The organism is Streptomyces sp. NPDC096079, from assembly GCF_040303145.1.
Classification (GTDB): Bacteria; Actinomycetota; Actinomycetes; order Streptomycetales; family Streptomycetaceae; genus Streptomyces.
This window is the reverse complement of record NZ_JBEOST010000010.1, coordinates 252,540-276,421: the sequence shown is the minus strand read 5'-3', so window position 1 is coordinate 276,421 and position 23,882 is coordinate 252,540. Positions and strand designations below refer to the sequence as shown.

At 72.8% G+C, this 23,882-nt stretch carries 18 protein-coding genes; 15 read left to right on the top strand and 3 right to left on the bottom strand.

Annotation, left to right across the window (positions count from 1 at the left end; translation table 11 throughout):
* The first annotated feature begins 97 nt into the window (after positions 1–97).
* Entirely contained in the window at positions 98–1,177 is a 1,080-nt protein-coding gene (locus tag ABTY59_RS22105) for a glycosyltransferase family 4 protein (RefSeq protein ID WP_352020714.1), read from the top strand.
* 136 nt (positions 1,178–1,313) lie between these two features.
* Here the strand turns inward: ABTY59_RS22105 and ABTY59_RS22100 are convergent, their stop codons facing one another.
* Positions 1,314–2,936: a PucR family transcriptional regulator gene (locus tag ABTY59_RS22100; RefSeq protein WP_352020713.1), complete on the bottom strand. Its 1,623-nt coding sequence runs from the start codon at positions 2,934–2,936 to the stop codon at positions 1,314–1,316.
* A 161-nt stretch (positions 2,937–3,097) separates the two neighbouring features.
* On the opposite strand from ABTY59_RS22100, the gene ABTY59_RS22095 reads away from it, so the two are divergent.
* Positions 3,098–4,606 (top strand): APC family permease, encoded by a 1,509-nt coding sequence (locus tag ABTY59_RS22095; protein WP_352020712.1) that lies wholly within the window; start codon positions 3,098–3,100, stop codon positions 4,604–4,606.
* A 25-nt stretch (positions 4,607–4,631) separates the two neighbouring features.
* Complete coding sequence (locus tag ABTY59_RS22090; RefSeq protein WP_352020711.1) at positions 4,632–6,266, top strand: flavin monoamine oxidase family protein; 1,635 nt, start codon at positions 4,632–4,634, stop codon at positions 6,264–6,266.
* 6 nt (positions 6,267–6,272) lie between these two features.
* Here ABTY59_RS22090 and ABTY59_RS22085 read toward each other — a convergent pair whose 3' ends face one another.
* Both ABTY59_RS22085 and ABTY59_RS22080 read right to left on the bottom strand, forming a co-directional pair.
* Positions 6,273–7,655, bottom strand: a complete 1,383-nt coding sequence (locus ABTY59_RS22085; RefSeq protein ID WP_352020710.1) for an FAD-binding oxidoreductase — start codon at positions 7,653–7,655, stop codon at positions 6,273–6,275.
* 68 nt (positions 7,656–7,723) lie between these two features.
* Positions 7,724–9,526, bottom strand: coding sequence for a glycoside hydrolase family 15 protein (locus tag ABTY59_RS22080; RefSeq protein ID WP_403542630.1), 1,803 nt, complete (start codon positions 9,524–9,526; stop codon positions 7,724–7,726).
* Positions 9,527–10,092: 566 nt separating this feature from the next.
* Between ABTY59_RS22080 and pyrG the strand changes: the two genes are divergently transcribed.
* The 12 genes from pyrG to ABTY59_RS22020 all read left to right on the top strand — a co-directional run bounded on the left by pyrG (position 10,093) and on the right by ABTY59_RS22020 (position 23,880).
* Positions 10,093–11,742: a CTP synthase gene (pyrG, locus tag ABTY59_RS22075; RefSeq protein ID WP_352020737.1), complete on the top strand. Its 1,650-nt coding sequence runs from the start codon at positions 10,093–10,095 to the stop codon at positions 11,740–11,742.
* 86 nt (positions 11,743–11,828) lie between these two features.
* A complete protein-coding gene (locus ABTY59_RS22070) occupies positions 11,829–12,455 on the top strand; it encodes an NUDIX domain-containing protein (RefSeq protein ID WP_352020708.1) in 627 nt (208 codons plus the stop codon).
* 172 nt (positions 12,456–12,627) lie between these two features.
* Entirely contained in the window at positions 12,628–14,613 is a 1,986-nt protein-coding gene (locus tag ABTY59_RS22065; RefSeq protein WP_352020707.1) for an AAA family ATPase, read from the top strand.
* 146 nt (positions 14,614–14,759) lie between these two features.
* Positions 14,760–15,875: an alanine dehydrogenase gene (gene ald / locus ABTY59_RS22060; RefSeq protein WP_352020706.1), complete on the top strand. Its 1,116-nt coding sequence runs from the start codon at positions 14,760–14,762 to the stop codon at positions 15,873–15,875.
* A 460-nt stretch (positions 15,876–16,335) separates the two neighbouring features.
* On the top strand, positions 16,336–17,361 hold the full coding sequence (locus ABTY59_RS22055) for a ParA family protein (protein ID WP_030212665.1): 1,026 nt from the start codon (positions 16,336–16,338) through the stop codon (positions 17,359–17,361).
* A complete protein-coding gene (locus ABTY59_RS22050) occupies positions 17,346–17,852 on the top strand; it encodes a hypothetical protein (RefSeq protein ID WP_352020705.1) in 507 nt (168 codons plus the stop codon). The genes ABTY59_RS22055 and ABTY59_RS22050 overlap by 16 nt, the downstream gene beginning before the upstream one ends.
* A gap of 44 nt (positions 17,853–17,896) precedes the next feature.
* Entirely contained in the window at positions 17,897–18,997 is a 1,101-nt protein-coding gene (locus ABTY59_RS22045; protein ID WP_352020704.1) for a segregation and condensation protein A, read from the top strand.
* The gene (gene scpB / locus ABTY59_RS22040; RefSeq protein WP_352020703.1) at positions 18,994–19,587 is read left to right on the top strand and encodes an SMC-Scp complex subunit ScpB; all 594 of its coding nucleotides are present in this window, start codon (positions 18,994–18,996) and stop codon (positions 19,585–19,587) included. Before ABTY59_RS22045 ends, scpB begins: the two co-directional genes overlap by 4 nt.
* On the top strand, positions 19,587–20,852 hold the full coding sequence (locus ABTY59_RS22035) for a pseudouridine synthase (RefSeq protein ID WP_352020702.1): 1,266 nt from the start codon (positions 19,587–19,589) through the stop codon (positions 20,850–20,852). Before scpB ends, ABTY59_RS22035 begins: the two co-directional genes overlap by 1 nt.
* 255 nt (positions 20,853–21,107) lie before the next feature.
* The gene (locus ABTY59_RS22030) at positions 21,108–22,118 is read left to right on the top strand and encodes an AAA family ATPase (protein WP_352020701.1); all 1,011 of its coding nucleotides are present in this window, start codon (positions 21,108–21,110) and stop codon (positions 22,116–22,118) included.
* Positions 22,115–22,852 (top strand): NUDIX hydrolase, encoded by a 738-nt coding sequence (locus ABTY59_RS22025; protein ID WP_352020700.1) that lies wholly within the window; start codon positions 22,115–22,117, stop codon positions 22,850–22,852. The genes ABTY59_RS22030 and ABTY59_RS22025 overlap by 4 nt, the downstream gene beginning before the upstream one ends.
* Complete coding sequence (locus ABTY59_RS22020) at positions 22,849–23,880, top strand: ADP-ribosylglycohydrolase family protein (protein WP_352020699.1); 1,032 nt, start codon at positions 22,849–22,851, stop codon at positions 23,878–23,880. Before ABTY59_RS22025 ends, ABTY59_RS22020 begins: the two co-directional genes overlap by 4 nt.
* Positions 23,881–23,882: the final 2 nt, after the last annotated feature.

Here is a 23,882-nt window from a genome sequence, read left to right as displayed (position 1 = left end):
TGTGACCGCTCCGTACTCCTTCCGCGCGGGGGAACGACGCCATCTCGGTGCCGGAACGTGCGTACGGTCGGGGGCGGGGACTGGCATCCTTGGGCGCGTGACACAGCTCCGTACGGTCCAAGTGCTGGGCGGCGGTGGCGCGGGCAGCAGCGCGCACGTCCGATCACTTGCCGCGGGGCTCGTGGCGAGGGGCGTGCGGGTGACCGTGTGCGCCCCGGCCGAACTCGACCGCGCATACGACTACCTGGGCGCCGGCGCGCACTTCGTGCCGCTGCCGCGCCTCGGCGACCCCGCGACCGTCACCGCGCTCCGCAACGCCTGCATCGGCGCGGACGTGGTCCACGCGCACGGCCTCCAGGCCTCCCTGCGGGCCGCGCTGGCGCTCGCCGGCGGCGGCCGGGCGCCCCTCGTGACCACCTGGCACACCCGCGCCCACGTGGACGGAGCGCGGGGCGGGGTGCTGCGGCTCCTGGAGCGGAAGACCGCGCGGGCCGCGACCGTCGTCCTCGGCACCTCCTCCGAACTCGTCGACCGGGCCCGGCGGCGCGGGGCCCGGGACGCCCGCCTGGCCCCCGTCACCGTGCCGCCCGCCCGCGGGCCCGTCTGCCTCCACGACGGCAAGGCCCGCGCCGAACTCGGCGCCGTCGACCGGCCCCTGCTCATGGCCGTCGGCGCGCTCGAACGCGGCCGGGGGTACCGGACGCTGCTCGACGCGGCGCGGTCGTGGCGGGACCTCGACCCGCAGCCGCTGCTGGTGATCGCGGGCGAAGGACGTGAACGGGCCTTCCTGCAACAGCGGATCGCCGAGGAACAGCTCGCCGTGCGGCTCATCGGGCGCCGCGACGACGTCGCCGAGCTGCTCGCGGCCGCGGACGTCGCCGTGCTGCCCTCGCGCTGGGAGGCCCGCTCCCTGCTCGCGCAGGAGGCGCTCCGGCTCGGGGTGCCGCTCGTCGCGACGGCCGTCGGCGGCGTACCGGAACTCGTCGGGGACGCGGCGGAACTCGTCCCGTACGGGGACGCGGCGGCCCTGGCGGGGGCGGTGCGGGGGTTGTTGGACGACGTCGACCGGCGGATGGACCTGGCGGCGGCGGGGCGGGTGCAGGCGGGGTCGTGGCCCACGGAGGACGAGACGGTGGCGCACGTCCTGTCGGTGTACGACGAGCTGACGGGGCGCTAGAGCGGGTCTTGAGCGGGCCGTCCTGGGCGGGGCGCCGTGGGCCGTGCGGTGTGGGCGGGGCGTCGCGGGCCGTGCGGTGTGGGCGGGGCGCCGTGGGCGGGGCGCACACGGGGGCGTGCGCACCGCCCACGACGGGCTACGCCGTGTGGCGGCGGGCGCGTAGGGCCAGGGAGAGGGCCAGGACCGTCTGGGGGTCGTCCAGGTCCGTGCCCAGGAGTTCCGAGATGCGGGCCAGGCGGTTGTAGAGGGTCTGCCGGTTGAGGTGCAGCTCGCGCGCCGTCTCCGCCTTGCGGCCCGCGTGGGCCAGATAGGTCTCCAGGGTGGGCAGGAGAGGCGGCCGGGACACGCGGTCGTGGTCCCGGAGGGGGCCGATCGCCCGGTCCACGAAGGCCGCCAGGTCCGGGTGGTCGCGGAGGCGCCACAGGAGCAGGTCGATGTCCAGGCGCCGGGCGTCGTACCAGGGGAGGTCCGAGAGGCCCTGCGCGGCCGTCGCGGTCTCCGCCGCGTGCCGCAGACCCGCCGAGGCCGCAGCCCAGCCGCCCGCGACGCCGACGACGACGACCGGCGGGTGCGCTCCGGCGCGCTCCAGGCCCGCCCGTTCCACGCCCGCGCGGAGCGCCGCCGCCACCCGGTCCGCCACCGCCGTGCGTTCCGATTCGGAGCGCAGGCCCAGGAGCAGCGGCACCCGGCCTTCGACCGGGCGGACGCCCAGGAGGGCCGGGACGCCCACCGAGGACAGTTCTTCGAGGACCGCCCGGGCGAGCAGGGCCCAGTTGCCCGACGGGGACAGTTCCGAGGCGAGGCGCATCACCACGGGGAGCAGGGGGCCGTCGCCCGGTTTGAAGCCCAGCACCCTCGCCTGCGCCGGGGCGTCCTCCGCCGAGATCCGGCCCTCCGCGAGGTCCGTCAGGAAGTCGCCCCGGCCGCGTGCGGCCAGCTCCTCCTCCTGGCGGGCCTGCATGAGGACGACGGCGAGGAGGCCCGCCGCCCGCTCGGCCGCCATGCGGTGGACGGGGGAGAGCGGTCCCGAGACGGAGAGGAGGACGAGCCGGGCCCGCACCGAGCCCGTGCCGGGGCCGCCGCCGGGCACGTCGACGAGGACGGTGCCGGTGGGCGGGCCGGACTCGCGGGCCGCCCGCTGGCCGCGCAGTCCGTCCCACACCTGGAGCGGGTCGGCCGGCGCGGACTCGGTGCCCGCCGCGTAGAGGAGCTGTCCGTCGGCGGTCTCCAGGAAGACCGGGTTGGCGGCGAAGTCGGAGAGGATGCGGAGCACCTGAGGGACCCCGCCGCCGCCGAGGAGCGCCTCCGTGCACTGCCGGTGGACCTCCTCGGCCTGCCGCTGGAGGGCGTAGTGGCCGTTGACGATCTCGGTGTGGATCTCCTCCGTGACGGCGACGAAGGGGACCTCGCGGTGGAGCTGGACGAGCGGCAGCCCGGCGGCCCGCGCGGTCTCCACTATGGTCGCCGGGAGGCGGGCGAAGCGCGGGCCCAGCTCGACGACGAGCGCGGCGATGCCCCGGTCGGCGAGCCGGCGGACGAACGCCCGCTGTTCGGCCGGGCGGGTGCCCAGGCCGAGGCCCGTGGTGAGGAGGAGTTCGCCGCCCTTGAGCAGCGACGCGATGTTCGGCACCTCGCCCGCGTGCACCCAGCGCACGGTGCGGTGCAGCCGGTCGGCGCCGGCCACGACCTCCGGGAGCCCGCCGCGCAGTCCGGGGAGTTCCAGCGCCCGCTGCACGGTGATCCCGCCCTGATTGTCCATGGGGCCGGACGCTACCCGCGTCCGTGTTGCGGCGACATCACCGCACGGTCACGGGACCGGACAGTTCGTACACCAGGGCGACAACTCGTCGCTCTGTGGCGGGAATTGTGCGACCGCCTGTCGATTGTGGCCTACGTCACTCGCGAGGATCCTCTCGGGCCATGGCAGAGAACCCCACCCCAGAGGTCCACCGGCTCAAGGCCGACTCGGTCGGACTCGTCGGCGTCGTCTTCATGGCCGTCGCCACCGCCGCGCCGATCACGGCGATGACCGGAAACCTCCCCATCGCCGTCGGCTTCGGCAACGGCACCGGAGCACCCGCCGGATACCTCTTCGCGACGCTCGTCCTGACGGTCTTCTCGGTCGGATACGTCGCCATGGCCAAGCGCATCACGGCCGCCGGCGCCTTCTACGGTTACATCTCGCACGGCCTGGGCCGGATCGCCGGCATGGCCTCCGGCATGCTCGCCGTCCTCGCGTACATCGTCTTCGAGGCCTCGATCGTCGGCGTCTTCGCCTACTTCGCCAGGACGACGGTCGCCGACCAGCTCGGCGTCGACCTGCCGTGGATCCTGTACGCGGCGGTCATGCTGGCCGTCACCGCCGTCCTCTCGTACTTCGACATCAACCTGACCGCCAAGGCGCTCGGCGTGATGCTCGTCGCGGAGATCGCCGTCCTCTTCGCGGTCGCCACCGCCGTCCTGATCGCCGGCGGCGGCCCCGACGGCATCCCGGTCGAGCCGGTCGACCCCAGGAACGCCTTCACCGGCACCTCCGCCGGGCTCGGCCTCTTCTTCGCCTTCTGGTCCTGGGTCGGCTTCGAGTCGACCGCGATGTACGGCGAGGAGTCCCGCAACCCCAAGCGGGTCATCCCGCGCGCCACCCTGATCTCCGTCATCGGCGTCGGCCTCTTCTACATCTACGTCTCGTGGATGACCATCGCGGGGAACGGGCTCGCCGGGTCCGTGAAGCTGTCCGCCTCCTCGTCCCCGCTCGACCTGTTCTTCGCGCCCACCGAGACCTTCATCGGCGCCTGGGCCGTCGACGCCTTCCAGTGGCTGCTGCTCACCGGCTCGTTCGCCTGCGGCATGGCCTTCCACCAGTGCGCCTCCCGCTATCTGTACGCCATCGGCCGGGAGGGCTTCCTCCACCCGGCGCTCGGCCGGACGCACGCGCGGCACGGCTCGCCGTACATCGCCTCGTACGTGCAGAGCGGGATCGCCGTCGCCCTCGTCGCCGCCTTCTGGCTCACCGGCCAGGACCCCTACATCCACCTCTACACGCTGCTCGCGATCCTCGGCACGATGGCGATCCTCATCGTCCAGACCCTCTGCTCCTTCGCCGTGATCGGTTACTTCCGCAGGAACCACCCCGAGGACCGGCACTGGTTCAGGACCCTCACGGCCCCGCTCCTCGGCGGCATCGGCATGATCGCCGTCGTCGTGCTGCTGATCATGAACATGGAGACCGCGGCGGGTCTCGCCGCCGACTCCCCCTTCTTCAAGGCGATCCCCTGGATCGTCGGCGTCGTCTTCTTCGGCGGCCTCGGCCTCGGCCTCCACCTCAAGGCCAGGCGCCCCGAGCGCTACGAGATCATCGGCCGGATCGTCCTGGAGGACGCCACCGAGCGCACCGACGCCGAGGTCCCCGCCCCCGTGTCCCAGATCTGACCCCACCCACCTCCAGGAGCGCCCCATGGCACGCACCCACCCGATGCACCTCCTGAAGCACCTCGCCGCCGAGCACGCCGACGCCCGACGGCTCGGCATCCCCGTCGACGAACTGCGCGGCATGAGGGCCGACGCCCTCGGACGCCGGTCCCTCCTCAAGTACGCCACCGCAGCCGGCATCGCCGCCGGCGTCGGAACGACCGTCCCCGCCGCGGCCGCCACCCCGGCCCCGCCCGTGAAGAGCACCGCCCGGGTCGCCGTCGTCGGTGCCGGGATCTCCGGCCTCACCGCCGCCCTCACCCTCCAGGACGCCGGTCTGAGCCCGGTGCTCTACGAGGCCAACCCCTCCCGGGTCGGCGGCCGCATGTGGACCCAGCGGGACCACTGGGCCTACGGCCAGACCTCCGAGATCGGCGGCGAGCTGATCGACACCAGCCACAAGAAGATCCTGGAGCTCTGCCGCCGCTTCGGCCTCGTCACCGAGGACTTCCTCGGCGGCGGACCCAACGGGGCCGAGGAGGTCCTCTGGTTCGGCGGCGCCTACTACCCGCGGGACCGGGCCGACGAGGACTTCAACGCCGTCTACCAGTCGCTGCGCCGCGACCTCTCCGAGGCGGGCGAGGTCACGTGGAACCGGACGACCCCCACCGGCACCGCCCTCGACAACACGTCGGTGTACGAGTGGATCGAGAGCCGCGTCCCCGGCGGGCACTCCTCACCGCTCGGCCGGTTCCTCGACGTCGCCTACAACGTCGAGTACGGCGCCGACACCACCGAACAGTCCTCGCTCGCCCTCGTCCTGCTCATGGGCTACCAGACCAACCCGGGCAACTTCAACGTCTGGGGCCTGTCCAACGAGCGCTACCACGTCGTCGGCGGCAACGACCGGCTCCCCCACGCCGTCGCCGGGGCGCTCGCCCCCGGCACCCTGCGCATGGGCTGGTCGCTGAGCGCCGTACGGGCCAACGCCGACGGCACCCAGACCCTCACCTTCACCGAGGCGGGCGCCACCCGGACCGTCACCGCCGACCACACGATCCTCTGCGTCCCGCTGCCGATCCTCCAACAGCTCGACCTCACCCAGGCCGGGTTCGACCCCCTCATGCGCAACCTGCTGCGGGACGCGCGCATGGGCTACTGCACCAAGCTCAACATGCAGTTCGGCACCCGGCCCTGGCGCGGCACCGGCGCCTGGCCCGGGGTCTCCGCCGGCGACTGCTTCACCGACACCGAGGTCCAGCAGACCTGGGACACCACCAAGGTCCAGGGCGGCACCGGCGGCATCCTCCTCCAGTACGGCGGCGGCAGCCTGGCCCGGAACCTGAACCCGGCCGGCCCGTTCTCCACCGAGTCCGACCCGTACGTGCGCAACCTGGTCACCCGCCACCTGGCCGGCATCGACGCCTTCTTCCCCGGCACCTCCCGGGCGTACACCGGCCGCGCCCAGCTCTCCGCCTGGCACAAGAACCCCTACTCCCTCGGCGCCTACTCCTGCTGGCCCGTCGGCTACCTGCACCGGTACGCCGGATACGAGGGCACCGCACAGGGCAACGTCCACATCGGCGGCGAGCACTGCTCGTACGACTTCCAGGGCTTCATGGAGGGCGGCGCGACCGAGGGCGAGCGCGCCGCCGAGGAGGTGATCACCGCGCTGCGCTGAGCCCGTTCAGCCGGCCGGGACGATGTTCTGGTTGAACCGGAACACGTTGTCGGGGTCGAACGCGGCCTTCACGGCGGAGAGCCGGCGGTAGTTCCGCTCCCCGAAGGAGGAGACGATCCGCTCCTCGCCCTCGGCGCCGACGAAGTTCAGATACGTCGCGTCGAGGGCCCACGGCCGCACGTCGGACCGCACGTCGTGCACCCACTGCCGCGCCGCCTCGTCGTACGCCGGGTCCTCCCAGGTCGCGAAGGGATGCACCGCCCAGGGCGCGGTGCGCCACGGCTGCGGGTACTGGGACGGACCGGCGGCCACGGCCCCGCCCATCAGGAAGAGCACGTGCTGGGTGGCCGTGGCCGCCGGGATGCCCGCGCCGCGGTCGCAGAAGACGTCCACGGCCTCGTCGGGGAACTCCCGCAGGTACTCGGCCGACCAGTAGTTCCGCAGCCCCGGCGGGTCGTCCATCATCGACTGGAGGTCCACGTACGGGATGTCCGTGACGACCTCCACCACCGGCTTCAGCGCGAACAGCGGCGCCGCGAACTCACGGAGCTCCTCGACCGGCCCCGCGTGCGTGAACAGCGCCCCGCACACCAGCTTGCCGACCAGGTCCTCGGGGATGAACGGCTCCGGGGGCGCGGGCAGGTAGATGGCGCCGCCGCCCATCTCGTCGGGCGCGACCGCCCCGAGGTCACGGAAGGCGCGCACCACCTCGGGCGCGTTGTCCGGCAGGTACAGCAGCATCGACATGCTCATCCGGGGGAGCGGATGCAGCCGCATCGTCAGCGAGGTCGCCACCCCGAAGTTGCCGCCGCCGCCGTGCAGCGCCCAGAACAGCTCCGGGTTCTCGTCGGCGTCCGCGTGGACGTGCTTGCCCTCCGCGGTGATCAGGTCGACGGCCAGCAGATTGTCGCTGGCGAGCCCGAACTTCCGCTCCAGCCAGCCCGATCCGCCGCCCAGTGTGAAGCCGCCGACGCCCGTGGTGGACACCCGCCCGCCGGTCGTCGCCACGTGGAACGGCTGGCAGGCGTGGTCCAGGTGGGCCATGGTCGCCCCGCCCTCGATCCGTACCGTCATGTCCTCCGGGTCCACGACGACGCCGTGCATCCGGCGGAGGTCGACGATCAGAGCGCCGTCGATCATGGAGGTCCCGGCGACGCTGTGCCCGCCGCCGCGCACCGCGATCGGCAGCTCCGCCTCGCGGCCGAACATGATCGCGTTGGACACGTCGGCCTGGTTCGCGCACTGCGCGATCACCGACGGACGTCGGTCGATCATGCCGTTGTGCAGGATCCGGGCCTCGTCGTAGCCCGGATCGCCCGGCGTGATCACCTCACCGGCCAGGTCCTCGACCAGTCCGGCCAGAGCGCTCTCGGAGATGTGGGGAGCCATGGGAGCCCCCCTTTCGTACGGGGGGACAGGACCCTCTCATCGTAGGTCCGGCCCCCCCGCGTCGCCCCTCAGCCTCCGTACGCGCCGCTCGCCGTCAGCCGCAGCGCCGTGTCGATCAGCGGGACGTGGCTGAAGGCCTGCGGGAAGTTGCCCACCTGCCGCTGGAGCCGCGGGTCCCACTCCTCGGCGAGCAGCCCGAGGTCGTTGCGGAGCGCGAGCAGCTTCTCGAAGAGGGTCCGCGCCTCGTCGACCCGGCCGATCATCGCCAGGTCGTCCGCCAGCCAGAAGGAACAGGCGAGGAACGCGCCCTCGTCGCCCTCCAGGCCGTCGACCCCGGCCTCCTCGCCGGCCGTCGGGTAGCGCAGCACGAAGCCGTCCTCCGTGGACAGCTCGCGCTGGATCGCCTCGATCGTGCCGATGACCCGCTTGTCGTCCGGCGGCAGGAAGCCCATCTGGGGGATCAGCAGCAGGGAGGCGTCCAGCTCCCTGGAGCCGTACGACTGCGTGAAGGTGTTCCGCTCCTTGTCGTAGCCCTTCTCGCAGACGTCCCGGTGGATCTGGTCGCGCAGCTCGCGCCACCGCTCCAGCGGGCCGTCGGCGTCACCGGACTCGATGAGCTTGATCGTGCGGTCGACGGCCACCCAGGCCATCACCTTGGAGTGCACGAAGTGGCGGCGCGGGCCGCGGACCTCCCAGATGCCCTCGTCGGGCTGGTCCCAGTGCGTCTCCAGGTAGTTGATGAGCTTGATCTGGAGCAGCGAGGCGTAGTCGTTGCGGGACAGGCCCGTCATGTGGCCGAGGTGGAGCGCCTCCGTGACCTCGCCGTAGACGTCCAGCTGCAGCTGGTTCGCCGCGCCGTTGCCGACCCGGACCGGGCCGGAGTTCTCGTACCCCGGGAGCCAGTCGAGCTCCGCCTCGCCGAGCTCGCGCTCGCCCGCGATGCCGTACATGATCTGGAGGTTCTCCGGGTCGCCCGCGACGGCGCGCAGCAGCCAGTCCCGCCAGGCGCGGGCCTCCTCGCGGTAGCCGGTGCGGAGCATCGACGAGAGGGTGATCGCCGCGTCCCGGAGCCAGGTGTAGCGGTAGTCCCAGTTCCGCACGCCGCCGATCTCCTCCGGCAGCGAGGTCGTCGGAGCCGCGACGATGCCGCCGGTCGGCGCGTACGTCAGCGCCTTCAGGGTGATCAGCGAGCGGACCACGGCCTCCCGGTAGGGGCCGTGGTACGTGCAGTGGTCGACCCACTCGCGCCAGAAGTCGGCGGTCGCCTCCAGCGATCCCTCGGGGTCGGGCAGCGCGGGCGGCTCCTTGTGGGAGGGCTGCCAGGAGATCGTGAAGGTGATCCGCTCCCCGGGCGTGACCGTGAAGTCGGAGTACGTCGTCAGGTCCTTGCCGTGGGTCTCCGCGTCCGTGTCCAGCCACACCGAGTCGGGTCCGGCGACCGCGACCGTCCGCTCCCCGACCTTGTGCACCCAGGGCACGATCCGGCCGTAGCTGAACCGCATCCGCAGCGAGGAACGCATCCGCACCCGGCCCGACACGCCCTCGACGATCCGGATCAGCTGCGGCGCGCCGTCGCGCGGCGGCATGAAGTCGGTCACCCGGACCGTGCCGCGCGGGGTGTCCCACTCGGACTCCAGGATCAGCGAGTCGCCCACGTAACGGCGCCGGTCGGCGGGGGCCGGCTCCGCGTCCGCCGGTCCCGCCGGGCCCACCCGCCAGAATCCGTGCTCCTCGGTGCCGAGCAGTCCGGCGAAGACCGCGTGCGAGTCGAAGCGGGGGAGACACAGCCAGTCGACGCTGCCGTCCCGGCAGACCAGAGCGGCGGTCTGCATGTCTCCGATGAGTGCGTAATCCTCGATGCGCCCGGCCACGTGCTCCACTCCAGTCGTACGGCCACGTCCGCCCCTGAGGGGCGCTTGCTGCTGATGCTGCTGATGTGCGTGATGTCTGTGCGGTGTCTGTCCGGCCAGTGTGCGGGACGAGCCGGACTGCTCGGCGGGCGATGCCGGCCCTCGCGGCGGCCGGAGTCCGTCCCGGCGGCGGTCGGTCCGGCGTTCGTGGTGGTCGGTGCCGGCCCCTCGCGGCGGTCGGTGCCCGCCCTGGTGGTGGCTGGTCCGTCCTTCGCGGCGGCGATGTCCGAGCAGAATACGTGCCCCTCCCATGACCGTAGTGATCACACGGGCGACGCGCTGCTCCACACGGGTGAGGCGGCCCTCACCCGTGCCCCCACGGCCGCGTAGCCGTCCGTGAACACCCGACTGCCGCGTGTGGCCGGAAGCGGTCTCCCGATGTCGCTGATACCCTGGTACCCCGTGGACCGGTGGGAAACGGCGAGAGCCGAGGACCCCGAAACCGCAGCGACGGCACCCCCCGATTCTTCCGGAGGGGACGCCGGTACGCACCTCCAGAACGCGACCACGGGAGCCCCCTCTTGGCGATGCCGCCCAACACCACGACGACCAAGCACATCTTCGTCACCGGGGGTGTCGCCTCCTCGCTCGGCAAGGGCCTCACCGCCTCCAGCCTGGGTGCGCTCCTCAAGGCCCGAGGCCTGCGGGTCACGATGCAGAAGCTCGACCCGTACCTGAACGTCGACCCGGGCACGATGAACCCCTTCCAGCACGGCGAGGTGTTCGTCACCAACGACGGCGCCGAGACCGACCTGGACATCGGCCACTACGAGCGCTTCCTCGACGTCGACCTCGACGGCTCGGCCAACGTCACCACCGGCCAGGTCTACTCGCAGGTCATCGCCAAGGAGCGGCGCGGCGAGTACCTCGGCGACACCGTGCAGGTCATCCCGCACATCACCAACGAGATCAAGGGCCGCATCCGGCGCATGGCGACCGACGACGTCGACGTCGTCATCACCGAGGTCGGCGGCACGGTCGGCGACATCGAGTCGCTGCCCTTCCTGGAGACCGTCCGTCAGGTCCGCCACGAGGTCGGCCGCGACAACGTCTTCGTCGTGCACATCTCGCTGCTGCCCTACATCGGCCCCTCCGGCGAGCTGAAGACCAAGCCGACCCAGCACTCCGTCGCCGCCCTGCGCAACATCGGCATCCAGCCCGACGCGATCGTGCTGCGCGCCGACCGCGAGGTCCCCACCGCCATCAAGCGCAAGATCAGCCTGATGTGCGACGTCGACGAGGCCGCGGTGGTCGCCGCCATCGACGCCCCGTCGATCTACGACATCCCGAAGGTCCTGCACACCGAGGGCCTGGACGCCTACGTCGTCCGCAAGCTCGACCTGCCCTTCCGCGACGTGGACTGGACCGTCTGGGAGGACCTCCTGGACCGCGTCCACAACCCGGAGCACGAGGTCACCGTCGCGCTCGTCGGCAAGTACATCGACCTGCCCGACGCCTACCTGTCGGTCACCGAGGCCATGCGCGCCGGCGGCTTCGCCAACCGCGCCCGGGTCAAGGTCAAGTGGGTCACCTCCGACGACTGCAAGACCCCGGCGGGCGCCGCGAAGCAGCTCGGCGACGTCGACGGCATCCTCATCCCCGGCGGCTTCGGCGACCGCGGCGTGTCCGGCAAGGTCGGCGCGATCCAGTACGCCCGCGAGAACAAGGTGCCGCTGCTCGGCATCTGCCTCGGCCTGCAGTGCATCGTGATCGAGGCCGCGCGGAACCTGGCCGACATCCCCGAGGCCAACTCCACCGAGTTCGACCCGGCCACCGCGCACCCCGTCGTCTCGACGATGGAGGAGCAGCTCGCGTACGTCGAGGGCGCCGGCGACCTGGGCGGAACGATGCGCCTGGGCCTCTACCCGGCGAAGCTCGCCGAGGGCTCGGTCGTCCGCGAGGCCTACGGCGACGAGCCGTACGTCGAGGAGCGCCACCGTCACCGCTACGAGGTGAACAACTCCTACCGCGCGGAGCTGGAGAAGAAGGCCGGACTGGTCTTCTCCGGCACGTCCCCGGACAACAAGCTCGTCGAGTTCGTCGAGTACCCGAAGGACGTCCACCCCTACCTGGTCGCCACCCAGGCGCACCCGGAGCTGAAGTCCCGCCCGACCCGCCCGCACCCGCTCTTCGCGGGCCTGGTCAAGGCGGCCGTGGAGCGCAAGACCGCCAAGTAGCCCCTGGGGTTAACGTTGCCGGGGTACCGGTCCCTCTCGGGACCGGTACCCCGGTTCTTCGTACGTGGTCATGTGGGAGGCTACTGATGCAGGTGCAGGACACCCCGGAGGAGTGGCAGGTCGTCGCCACCACCACCCCCTTCACGGGCAAGAAGACGAGTGTCCGCACGGACGACGTGGTCATGCCGGACGGCTCCGTCGCCCGACGCGACTACCAGGTCCACCCCGGCTCGGTGGCCGTCCTCGCCCTCGACGAGCAGGACCGCGTCGTCGTGCTCCGGCAGTACCGGCACCCCGTCCGGCAGAAGCTCTGGGAGATCCCGGCCGGGCTCCTCGACGTCCCGGGCGAGAACCCGCTGCACGCCGCCCAGCGCGAGCTGTACGAGGAGGCGCACGTCAAGGCGGAGGACTGGCGGGTGCTCGCCGACGTCTACACCACTCCCGGCGGCTGCGACGAGGCCGTACGGATCTTCCTGGCGCGGGACCTCGCGGAGGCGGAGGGCGAGCGGTACGAGGTCGCCGAGGAGGAGGCCGACATGGAGCTGGCGCGGGTGCCGCTGGCCGAGCTCGTGCGGGGTTCCCTCGCGGGCGAGCTGCACAACAACTGCCTGGTGGTGGGGGTCCTGGCGCTGGTGGCCGCGCGGGCGGGCGACGGGCTGTCCGCCCTCCGCCCGGCGACGGCCCCCTGGCCGGCCCGCCCGTTCGAGTCGTAGACCCGAAGGGGCGCACCGCGGGGCGTGCGGTCTGAAGAGATGCTGATCCGATCGGGGGAACTGTCCGCGCTGCCCCGCCAGGACCTCCCCGCCCCCTGAACTACGCTCGGAATCGCCCGTGCGGAGCCCCCCGCGGGATCGGCTCGTGCGCAGGTGGACGGGAGCGTGGCCCGTGACGGATCAGGCTGTGGCGGCGGCCGGCAGCCGGCGGTTCTTCGGACGGCAGCGGGAGCTGAAGGCCCTGCGCGCCGACATCGAGCGGACCGGCCTCGACACCCTCACCGGCCGCAAGGCCCCCCGCGCCCGAGTCCTGCTCATCGCCGGGAAGCCGGGGTCGGGACGGTCGGCGCTCGCCGAGGAGCTGGCCTCCGGTCTCGCCGACCGCTACCCCGACGGCGTCTTCCGCGCCCGGCTCACCGAGCCCGGCGGCGACCCCGTCCCCACCGCGCGGGTCGCGCAGGAGCTGCTCGCCGCGCTCGGGGTGGCCGAGCCCCCCGGGGCCGGGGAGGACGAGCTGACGGAGCTGGTCCGGAGCGCCCTCGCGGACCGCAGGGCCGTGGTCCTCCTCGACGACGCCGTCGACGCCGAGCAGGCCGACCCCCTCATCCCCGACAATCCCGACGCGCTGGTCGTCGGGGTCGCCCGGGGACCGCTGACCGGCATCCCCGACGTACGGCCCTGCACGCTCGGCGGCCTCGACCCCAAGTCGGCCATCGAGCTGCTGACCGCCTTCACCGGCTCCGTCCGCATCACCGTCGACCCGCAGGCCGCCGAGACCCTCGTCGAGGAGTGCGGGGGACTGCCCGCCGCCGTCGTCCTCGCCGGTGGATGGCTGTCCGCCCAGCCCAAGGCCTCCGTCGCCGATCTCGCGAAGCGGCTGCGCGGTCTGAGCGGCGACCCCCTCACCCGGACCTTCCTGCTCGCGCACGAGGCGCTGCCCGCCACCGCCGCGCGGATACTGCGATTCCTCGCCCTGGCCCCGCTGGGCCGGGCCGACGCCCACACCGCCTCCGCCCTGGCCGGCTGCTCGGTCTCGGCGGCCGCGACCACCCTCGCCGACTTCGCCGCCCTGGGTCTGGTCGTGGACGGCGAGGACGGTCAGTACGAGGTGCGCGCCCACCTCGTCCCCCTCCTTCGCGCCCAGCTGGAGGAGCGCGACCGGCCCGCCGAGGTGCAGCTCGCCCGGGCCCGGATGCTGGAGCGGACCGTACGGCTCCTCCAGTCCTGCCGTGCGGTCACCGAACCCGAGGGCTCGCCCGCCCGCCGCAAGCTGGCCGGTCTGCCCCGTGCCCTGCGCTTCCCCAGCCGGGCGGCGGCCGCCGCCTGGCTGGACTCCCGGCGGCCGGTGCTCCTCGCCTCCGCCCGCCTCGCCGTGGCGGACGGGGAGCTCGACACCCTCGCCCGGCGTCTGGTCGCCTCCCTCGTGAGGGCCCTCGCGGCGCACCGGGGCGCGGAGGCCGCGGCGCCCGAGCTGTACGGGCTGCACCGGCTGGTCCTGGACGTGGCCGAGCGGCGCGGGCTGCACCGCGAGCGGGCCGCGGCCCTTCTGAACCTGGCCGACCTCGATGCCAGGACGGGCAGGACCAAGGACGCTCTGCTGCGATATCGGTCGGCTTTGGAGGCGGGACGCGTAGCAAATGACCCGTACGCGACCGGTCGCGCAATGGAATCCGTAGGTGGCTCGTATCAGGAGCTGGGGGACTGGCAGCGGGCCGGCGACTGGTACGGGCGGGCGCTCGCGCAGCGCCTCGCCCGGGACGAGCGCCCCGACCAGGCCCGGCTGTACGCCCGCATCGGAGCCGTACAGACCTATGCGGGGCGGTACGGGGAGGCCCTGCGGAGCTGGCGCGCCGCCGCCGCCGGTTACCGGAGGCTCGCCGATCTCCCGGGCTACGCGCGGGCGTTGAGCGAGGCGGCCCGGGTCCAGGAGTACGCCGGACGGCCCGAGGAGTCCCTGCGGACCTGCGAGGAGGCGGTGGAGTGGGCCCGCCGGGCCCAGGACACCAGGCTCCAGGCGGCGCTCCAGCTGCGCCTCGCCGACACGCTCGACCGGCTCGGCGACCCCGCGGCCGCGGGGCTGCACCGGTCCGCGGCCGAGAGACTGCTGGAAACGGAACCTTCTGCCTACGAAATCCGTAGTGGGTTCGAAGAAGATTAGTACTTTGAAAGGCTAGACAGGGGGAACTCCTTCATTAGACTGGGTGCGCCGCGTTCGAACGTGGTCTGCCCCGGTGCGCCGCAGTGCATCCGGGTATGTATCGCAGTGCCCCAGATATCCCCCTGATTCAAGGACCGTGATCGACGATGAAGGTCGGCATCCCCCGCGAGGTCAAGAACAACGAGTTCCGCGTGGCCATCACCCCCGCCGGTGTCCACGAGCTCGTCCGCCACGGCCACCAGGTCTTCGTCGAGCAGAACGCCGGTGTCGGCTCCTCGATCACGGACGAGGAGTACGTCGCCGCCGGCGCCGAGATCCTCCCCACCGCCGACGAGGTCTGGGCCACGGCCGACCTGCTGCTCAAGGTCAAGGAGCCCATCGCGGAGGAGTACCACCGCCTCCGCAAGGACCAGACGCTCTTCACCTACCTGCACCTCGCGGCCTCCCGCGAGTGCACGGACGCCCTCCTGGAGTCCGGCACCACCGCCATCGCGTACGAGACGGTCGAGACCGCCAACCGCGCGCTCCCGCTGCTCGCCCCGATGTCCGAGGTCGCGGGCCGCCTGGCCCCGCAGGTCGGCGCGTACCACCTGATGCGCTCCGTCGGCGGCCGCGGCGTCCTCCCCGGCGGCGTCCCCGGCACCCACGCCGGCGAGTGCGTCGTCATCGGCGGCGGCGTCTCCGGCTGGAACGCCACCCAGATCGCCGTCGGCATGGGCTTCCACGTGACCCTGCTCGACCGTGACATCAACAAGCTCCGCGAGGCCGACAAGATCTTCGGCACCAAGGTGAAGACGATCGTCTCCAACGCCTACGAGCTGGAGAAGGCCGTCGTCGAGGCCGACCTCGTCATCGGCGCCGTCCTCATCCCGGGCGCCAAGGCCCCGAAGCTGGTCACCAACGAGCTCGTCGCCAAGATGAAGCCCGGAAGTGTCCTTGTCGACATTGCGATCGACCAGGGCGGCTGCTTCGAGGACTCGCACGCGACCACCCACGCCGAGCCGACCTTCCAGGTCCACAACTCGGTCTTCTACTGCGTCGCCAACATGCCGGGCGCGGTCCCGAACACCTCCACCTACGCCCTCACCAACGCCACGCTGCCCTACATCGTGTCGCTGGCGAACAACGGCTGGGTCGAGGCGCTCCGCCGCGACGCCGCGCTCGCCCTGGGCCTCAACACCCATGACGGCAAGGTGGTTTACAAGGAGGTCGCCGAGGCGCACGGCCTCGAGCACGTCGAGCTGAACAGCCTCCTGGGCTGACCCCGAAGGCTCCTTGACGGAGGCTCCGTCAACGCGTGCCGTCAATATCACGCACCCGGCCGGACCTTGTTCGACAAGGTCCGGCCGGTCGTGTCTCCGCCCCCGCCGAAACGTTCGGGCAACTCGCCTCGAACGTAACCCTTTAACCGTTTCGCACACCCCTGAAACGTGTGGATGCATGCCTGCGCACCCTTGACAGAGAGGTGTTCGGTTGCCGACACATCGGGCCGGGTCCGGCGGATTGTGTTGCTGCGGAGCGGTGACACGCCATAGAGTCGCCAACCGTCGGCATGGTGCCACGCTGACCTATCGATAAATGTTCCTGGTCACATCCAAGGAGGTAAGACGACTTGTGAATGAGTCGACATTTACTCCCGGGAGTGGTGCGCCAGGTGCCCCGATCGGCTCCGTCGCGGTGCGGACCTTCGCGACGCACCAGCCCATGACGAGTGCCCACACGATGAAGACGATGGACGGCCTACACGTGAACGCCACGGCCGGCAACGAGATGGGCCGAGAGTCCACCCACTTCGCCGCCTACGACGAGGTGCCCGAGGGGCACTTCTACGACCCCGACGCCGAGTACGAGCCCGATCCGGAGTACGCGGCCACCCTCGCACCCGACGCTGCCCGCCAGCGCCGCGAGCGGATCGGCCCCACCGGACGGCCGCTGCCGTACTTCCCGATCCCGGGTCCCCTGACCGACCACGGACCCGCCAAGATCATCGCGATGTGCAACCAGAAGGGCGGCGTCGGCAAGACCACGTCGACCATCAACCTGGGCGCCGCGCTCGCCGAGTACGGACGACGGGTGCTGCTCGTCGACTTCGACCCGCAGGGAGCCCTGTCGGTCGGCCTCGGCGTGAACCCGATGGAGCTCGACCTCACCGTCTACAACCTGCTCATGGAGCGGGGCATGTCGGCCGACGAGGTGCTCCTCAAGACCGCCGTGCCCAACATGGACCTGCTGCCGAGCAACATCGACCTCTCGGCCGCCGAAGTCCAGTTGGTCAGCGAGGTCGCGCGCGAGTCCACGCTCCAGCGCGCCCTGAAGCCGCTGATGAACGACTACGACTACATCGTGATCGACTGTCAGCCCTCGCTCGGCCTGCTGACCGTGAACGCCCTGACGGCGGCTCACAAGGTCATCGTGCCGCTGGAATGCGAGTTCTTCGCGCTCCGCGGAGTCGCGCTGCTCACCGAGACCATCGAGAAGGTCCAGGAGCGGCTCAACCCCGAGCTGGAGCTCGACGGCATCCTCGCCACGATGTACGACTCCCGCACCGTGCACAGCCGTGAGGTCCTCGCGCGCGTCGTCGAAGCCTTCGACGACCACGTGTACCACACGGTCATCGGGCGGACCGTGCGCTTCCCGGAGACCACGGTCGCCGGCGAGCCCATCACCACGTACGCCTCCAACTCGGTGGGCGCCGCCGCCTATCGTCAGCTCGCCAGGGAGGTGCTCGCCCGGTGTCACGCCGAGTGAGTCTGCCCGGAGCCGACGAACTCTTCCGTACGACCGGGGGGACGGCGCTCCAGGCGTCCGCACCCCGCCGCGCGGTCCCTGCGCCCGCGGCCGAGAGCGACACGGCGGCGGCCGAGGGCTCCGCGGAGCACGCCCCGGCGGACTCCGAGGCCGCGGAACCCCGCGCCCGGACGGCCGAGCCCGAGGCTCCGGCCGCCAAGGCCGGGCCCGCCGCCCCGGTGCCCGCCCCCGCGGCGGCGGCCCGGCGGCGCGGCGGCCGGACCGCGAACCGGCGGCCCAGCGGCCGCGAGCGCCACGACGAGAAGATCACGGTCTACGTCTCCGCCGAGGAGCTGATGGACCTGGAGCACGCCCGGCTCGTGCTCCGGGGCGAGCACGGTCTCGCCGTCGACCGCGGCCGGATCGTCCGCGAGGCCGTCGCCGTCGTCCTGGCCGACCTGGAGTCCCGCGGCGACGCGAGCATCCTCGTCCGCCGTCTGCGCGGCCGCTGACGGTAGCCTGCGGGCTGCCGTTCTCCTCGTTCTCCTGGACCCCCATGCACCACGCCCCTGACGAAACGTCCCGCCCGCCGCGCCGCCGCACCCTGGGCCGCGGTCCGGGGGAGACGTCGGGGGCGCCGGGGGCGGGGCCCCAGGAAGGCCTGGAGGGCCTGGAAGGCCTGGAGGCCCTGGAGGTCCCGGAGGCCCTGGAGGCCCTGGAGGTTCCGGAGGCTGAGGAGGCCCCGGAGCCCTCGACGACCGCGGCCCCGCAGCCCCCGGCACCCGCGGCCGAGCGCCCCGTGGCGACGGTGCCCCCCGCCTCCGCCGACTCCGGCGCGGCACCGGTGGCCGGAGGCGCCGAGGCCGGGGACGGGCGGTTCACCGTGCGGCTGGCGAACTTCGAGGGGCCCTTCGACCTGCTCCTCCAGCTCATCACCAAGCACAAGCTCGACGTCACCGAGGTCGCCCTCTCCCAGGTCACCGACGAGTTCATGGCCCACCTGCGGGCCCTCGGGCCCGACGGCGACCTCGACCAGACCACCGAGTTCCTCGTGGTCGCCGCCACCCTGCTCGACCTGAAGGCCGCCCGGCTGCTCCCCGCCGCCGACGTCGAGGACGAGGCCGACCTCGCCCTCCTGGAGGCCCGCGACCTGCTCTTCGCCCGGCTCCTCCAGTACCGCGCGTACAAGCGCATCGCCGCGATCTTCGAGGAGCGCTGGGAGACCGAGGGCCGCCGCCGTCCCCGTACCGTCGGACTCGAACCGCACCACGCCGAGCTGCTCCCCGAGGTCGTCATCTCCCTCGGCGCCGAGGGCTTCGCCAAGCTGGCCGTCAAGGCCATGCAGCCCAAGGCGGAGCCCCAGGTGTACGTCGATCACATCCACGCCCCGCTCGTCAGCGTCCGCGACCAGGCCGCCGTGGTCGTCGCGCTGCTCCGCGCGCGCGGGACCGCCGTCTTCCGGGAGCTGATCGAGGACGCCGGCGACACGCTCACCGTCGTCGCCCGCTTCCTCGCCCTCCTGGAGCTGTACCGGGAGAAGGCCGTCGCCCTCGACCAGGACACGCCCCTCGGGGACCTCACGGTCTCCTGGACGGGCGGCGAGGGCGACCCGTCCGCCGCCGTGACCGACGAATTCGACCAGGAGGCCACCGCATGAGCGACCTCAAGCCCGCACTCGAAGCCGTCCTCATGGTCGTCGACGAGCCCGCCACCGAGGCCCACCTCGCCAAGGTCCTGGAGCGCACCCCGCGCGAGGTGGCCGACGCCCTGCACGAGCTGGCCGACGAGTACACCTCCCAGGGCCGCGGTTTCGAGCTGCGGCGGGTGGCCGGAGGCTGGCGCTACTACACCCGCGCCGCCTTCGCGCCGGCCGTCGAGGCCTTCGTCCTGGAGGGCCAGCAGGCGCGTCTCACCCAGGCGGCCCTGGAGACCCTCGCGGTGGTCGCGTACCGCCAGCCGGTCAGCCGTTCCCGCGTCTCCGCCGTACGAGGGGTGAACTGTGACGGGGTCATGCGCACCCTCCTCCAGCGCGGTCTCGTGGAGGAGGCGGGCGCGGAACCCGAAACAGGTGCGATCCTGTACAGGACGACGAACTACTTCCTGGAGCGGATGGGCCTGCGCGGCCTGGACGAACTCCCCGAGCTCGCCCCCTTCCTCCCCGAGGCCGAGGCGGTCGAGCCGGACTCCCTGGAAGGCGTCCCGTCGTTCGACCCGGACGCAGACGTAGACGACAAGACGGAAATTTGATGCGAAGCAGCAGCGGCAGGAACAGCAGCGGAAACAACGGCGGGAGCCGTGGTGGCAACAGCGGCGGCCGCGGCGGCAGCGGCGGCAGCGGCGGAGGCCGCGGCAACAGCGGTGGTGGCGGCGGGCGCGGCAACTACCGCGGCGCCGGCAACGGCCGCGACGACCGCCAGGGCCAGGGCGGCGGACGTCCCGGTCAGGGCGGCGGGCGTCCCGGTCAGAGCGGCGGCCGTCCCGGGCAGGGCGGCGGCGGCCGTCCGGGTCAGGGCGGCGGCCGGCCGACCGGATCCAGCCCGCGCAAGGCGCGCCCGGAGGAGCGCACCTACGACGAGCGCTACAGCCCCTCGGACGCCCCGAAGCGCGGGCGCGGCGACGCCGCGCGCGGCGGCGCCAAGGGCGGCCCCCGGCAGTCCCCGCAGCGCGGCGGCGGCCGTACGGCGCCGGCCCGCTCGCGCGAGTACGACGCCCGCACGGAGGAGCGCAACCGGGAGCGGTACGCCGGCAAGCCCGAGATCAAGACCCCCAAGACCTTCCCCGGCGCCGAGCAGGAGGGCGAGCGACTGCAGAAGGTCCTCGCCCGCGCCGGCATGGGCTCGCGGCGCGCCTGCGAGGAGCTCATCGAGCAGGCCCGCGTCGAGGTCAACGGCGAGATCGTCGTCGAGCAGGGCATGCGCGTCGACCCGGAGAAGGACGAGATCAAGGTCGACGGCCTGACCGTCGCCACCCAGTCCCACCTGTTCTTCGCGCTCAACAAGCCCTCCGGCGTCGTCTCCACCATGGAGGACCCGGACGGCCGCCAGTGCCTCGGCGACTACGTCACCAACCGCGAGACCCGGCTGTTCCACGTCGGCCGGCTCGACACGGAGACCGAGGGCATCATCCTGCTCACCAACCACGGCGAGCTGGCCCACCGCCTCACGCACCCGAAGTACGGCGTGAAGAAGACGTACCTGGCGGCCATCACCGGCCCGCTGCCCCGTGAGGTCGGCCGGCGCCTGAAGGACGGCATCCAGCTGGAGGACGGCTACGCCCGCGCCGACCACTTCCGCGTGGTCGAGCAGACCGGCAAGAACTACCTGGTCGAGGTCACCCTGCACGAGGGCCGCAAGCACATCGTGCGCCGGATGCTGGCCGAGGCGGGCTTCCCGGTCGAGAAGCTGGTCCGCACCGCCTTCGGCCCGATCGCCCTGGGCGACCAGAAGTCGGGCTGGCTGCGCCGCCTGACCAACACCGAGGTCGGCATGCTGATGAAGGAAGTCGGCATGTAAGGCCCCTGCCGTACCGAGGAAGCCCGTGACCGCCCGGCGGTCACGGGCTTCCTCGCGTCCGGGGCCCGCAGGGCTTGTGATCGACGACCGCCGCCCTTTATAGTCAGAGTGACTCTTAAGGAGATCGGAGGTGAGCCCCGCCGTGTACAGCCGGTGGACCTGGACCCACGGGGGTGGATCAGGTCTCGACGTCCTCCCGGAGCGCCGCACGGCGCACGCCGGAGGGACGCGGCCGTCCATGGCGGGGGGCACCGCATGAAGCGCTACGGCCACGGGCTCGTGCCCGGCGCCTTCCACCCGCCGCACGCCGGCCACCACCACCTCGTCCGCACCGCGCGCGACCGCTGCGAGCGCCTCACCGTGGTGGTCCGCGGCTCCGCGTCGGACACCCCGCCCCTGGAGCAGCGGGTCGCCTGGATGCGGGAGATCCACCCGGACGTCCTCGTCGTCGGCGCCGGAGCCGAGGACGTGTACGCCGGTCCCGAGCGCGTCGACGCCGTCTTCGTGGCGGAGCCGCACCCCTCGGAGTCGCACCCCTCGGAGCCGTATCCCTCGGAGCCGTATCCCCTGGGGGCCTACGGGGCGGAGACCGGCGCGGAGACCGTCCTCGTCCACCCGGAGCACGCCCTCTCCGACACCGCCGTCCGCGAGGACCCCGCCGCCTTCTGGGACTTCCTGGAGCCGTCCGTGCGGTCCGCGCTCACTCGGCGCGTCGTCGTCCTCGGCGCCGAACGGACCGGCGTCACCACCATGGCCCTCGCCCTCGCCGACCACTACCGGCGGCGCGGCGGCGTCTGGGCCCGCACCCGGTACGTCCCGGATCACGCGCGCGCGTACGGCGGACCCGCGCTCGCCGAGCTCCGGTCCTCCGACTTCCCCGTCATCGCCCAGGGCCAGGCCGAACGGGAGGAGGCGGCGGCCCGGGACGGCTCACCCGTCCTCCTCTGCGACACCGACGCCTTCGCCGCCGCCATCCGGCACGAGCGGTACACGGGCACCACCAGTACCGCCACCGCCGCCGTCGCCGCCCACGGCCGGCAGCACCTCTGGCTGCTCACCGACCACCGGGGCGTCGACTGCGCCGACGCGGACCGGCTGCGGCCCTGGATGACCGCGCGCCTCCTCACCCAGCTCACCCGCACCGGCCGCCGTACGGCCGTCCTCACCGGCCCCCACGAGGAACGGCTCGCGGCCGCCGTCGCCGCCGTCGACGCACTGCTCGCCGAAGGCCCGCACCTCACCGAACCCCTGCCGGAGCTCCGATGACCGCCCCCCGCGCCCCCGAGGGCTACGACCCGTACGCCTTCGCGCCGTTCGCCGTCACCGTCGACCTCGCCGTCCTCACGGTCCGCGAGGAGCGCCTCCACGTCCTGCTCGTGGAGCGCGGCCAGGAACCGTACGCCGGGTCGTGGGCCCTGCCCGGTGGATTCGTGCTGCCCCGCGAGTCCGCGGAGACGGCCGCCCGCCGCGAACTCGCCGAGGAGACCGGACTCTCCGAGGTCACCGTCGCCGGGCTCCACCTCGAACAGCTCCGCACCTACACCGAGCCCGGCCGCGACCCGAGGATGCGGGTCGTCTCCGTCGCCTTCACCGCGCTCGTACCCGACCCGCCCGAACCGCGAGGCGGCGGCGACGCGGCCCAGGCCCGCTGGATCCCCTACGGGACGCACGGGCACCTCGCCTTCGACCACGACCGGATCCTCGCCGACGCCCACGACCGGGTCGGCGCCAAGCTGGAGTACACCTGCCTCGCGACGGCCTTCTGCCCGCCCGAGTTCACCCTCGGCGAGCTGCGGCACGTCTACGAGACGGTCTGGGGCGTCGAGCTCGACCGCCCCAACTTCCGGCGCAAGGTCCTCACCACGCCCGGCTTCGTCCAGGCCGTGGAAGGACCGCCGCGCCTCACCGGCGGACGGGGGAAACCGGCCGCTCTCTACCGGGCGGGCGGGGCCACGGCCCTCCACCCGCCCCTCCTGCGACCGGAAGGACGCCCCGCATGAACCTCACCCGCACCCCCACCAAGCAGGCCGCGACCGGCTCCCTGATCGGACTGGCGCTCGGCGACGCGCTGGGCTTCCCGACCGAGTTCAGCGACGTCCCGTCGATCCTCGCCAAGACCGGTCCCTGGCGGGAGATGGCACTCCCCGTCAGGAACGGAACGGCGTACGTCACCGACGACACCCAGATGACCCTCGCCTTCGCCCGCGGCATCCGCACCGCCATGGACCGGGGCGTGCTCGCCCCGGAGCGGCTCGCCGGGCCCGTCCGCGACGAGTTCGTCGCCTGGTACCACTCCCCGGAGAACAACCGGGCCCCCGGCAACACCTGCCTGCGGGCCTGCGGGCTCCTCGACGGCGACCGGGCCTGGCAGGACGCGAGCCAGATCCACTCCAAGGGCTGCGGCGCCAACATGCGGGTCGCGCCCATCGGGCTCGTCCCCGGGATCGGCGAGGAGCAGCGGGCCGGGGCCGCACAGCTCCAGGCGGGCCTGACCCACGGTCACCCCACGGCGCTCGCCGCCTCCGACCTCACCGCCCACGCCGTGCACCTGCTCGCGCAGGGCGTGGACCCGGCCGGACTCGTCGGACAGCTGCGCTCGTACGCGTACGAGAACCGCTCCCGCTACCACGAGCAGTGGCTGGGCGACCTGTGGACCCGCTCGCAGGACCCCAGCGCCCTCCACTTCATCGAGCGCGGCTGGGACGAGTGCCTGGCCGTCCTGGAGCGCCTCGACGCCGTCCAGCGCACGGCCGACCGGGAGCTCGACCCCTGCGCGTACACCGGCGACGGCTGGATCGCCGAGGAGGCCCTCGCGACCGGGCTGCTCTGCTTCCTGCTCTTCCCCGACGAGCCCCTCACCGCGCTCCGCCGCGCCGCCTGCACCCGCGGCGACTCCGACTCCATCGCCGCCCTCGCGGGCGCCCTCGCCGGCGCCCACCTCGGCGCGGACGCCTGGCCGAAGGAGTGGGCCGAGCGCGTCGAGTACCGCAGCGACCTGCTGACCTTCGGCGCGCTCTGGGACGCGTGAGC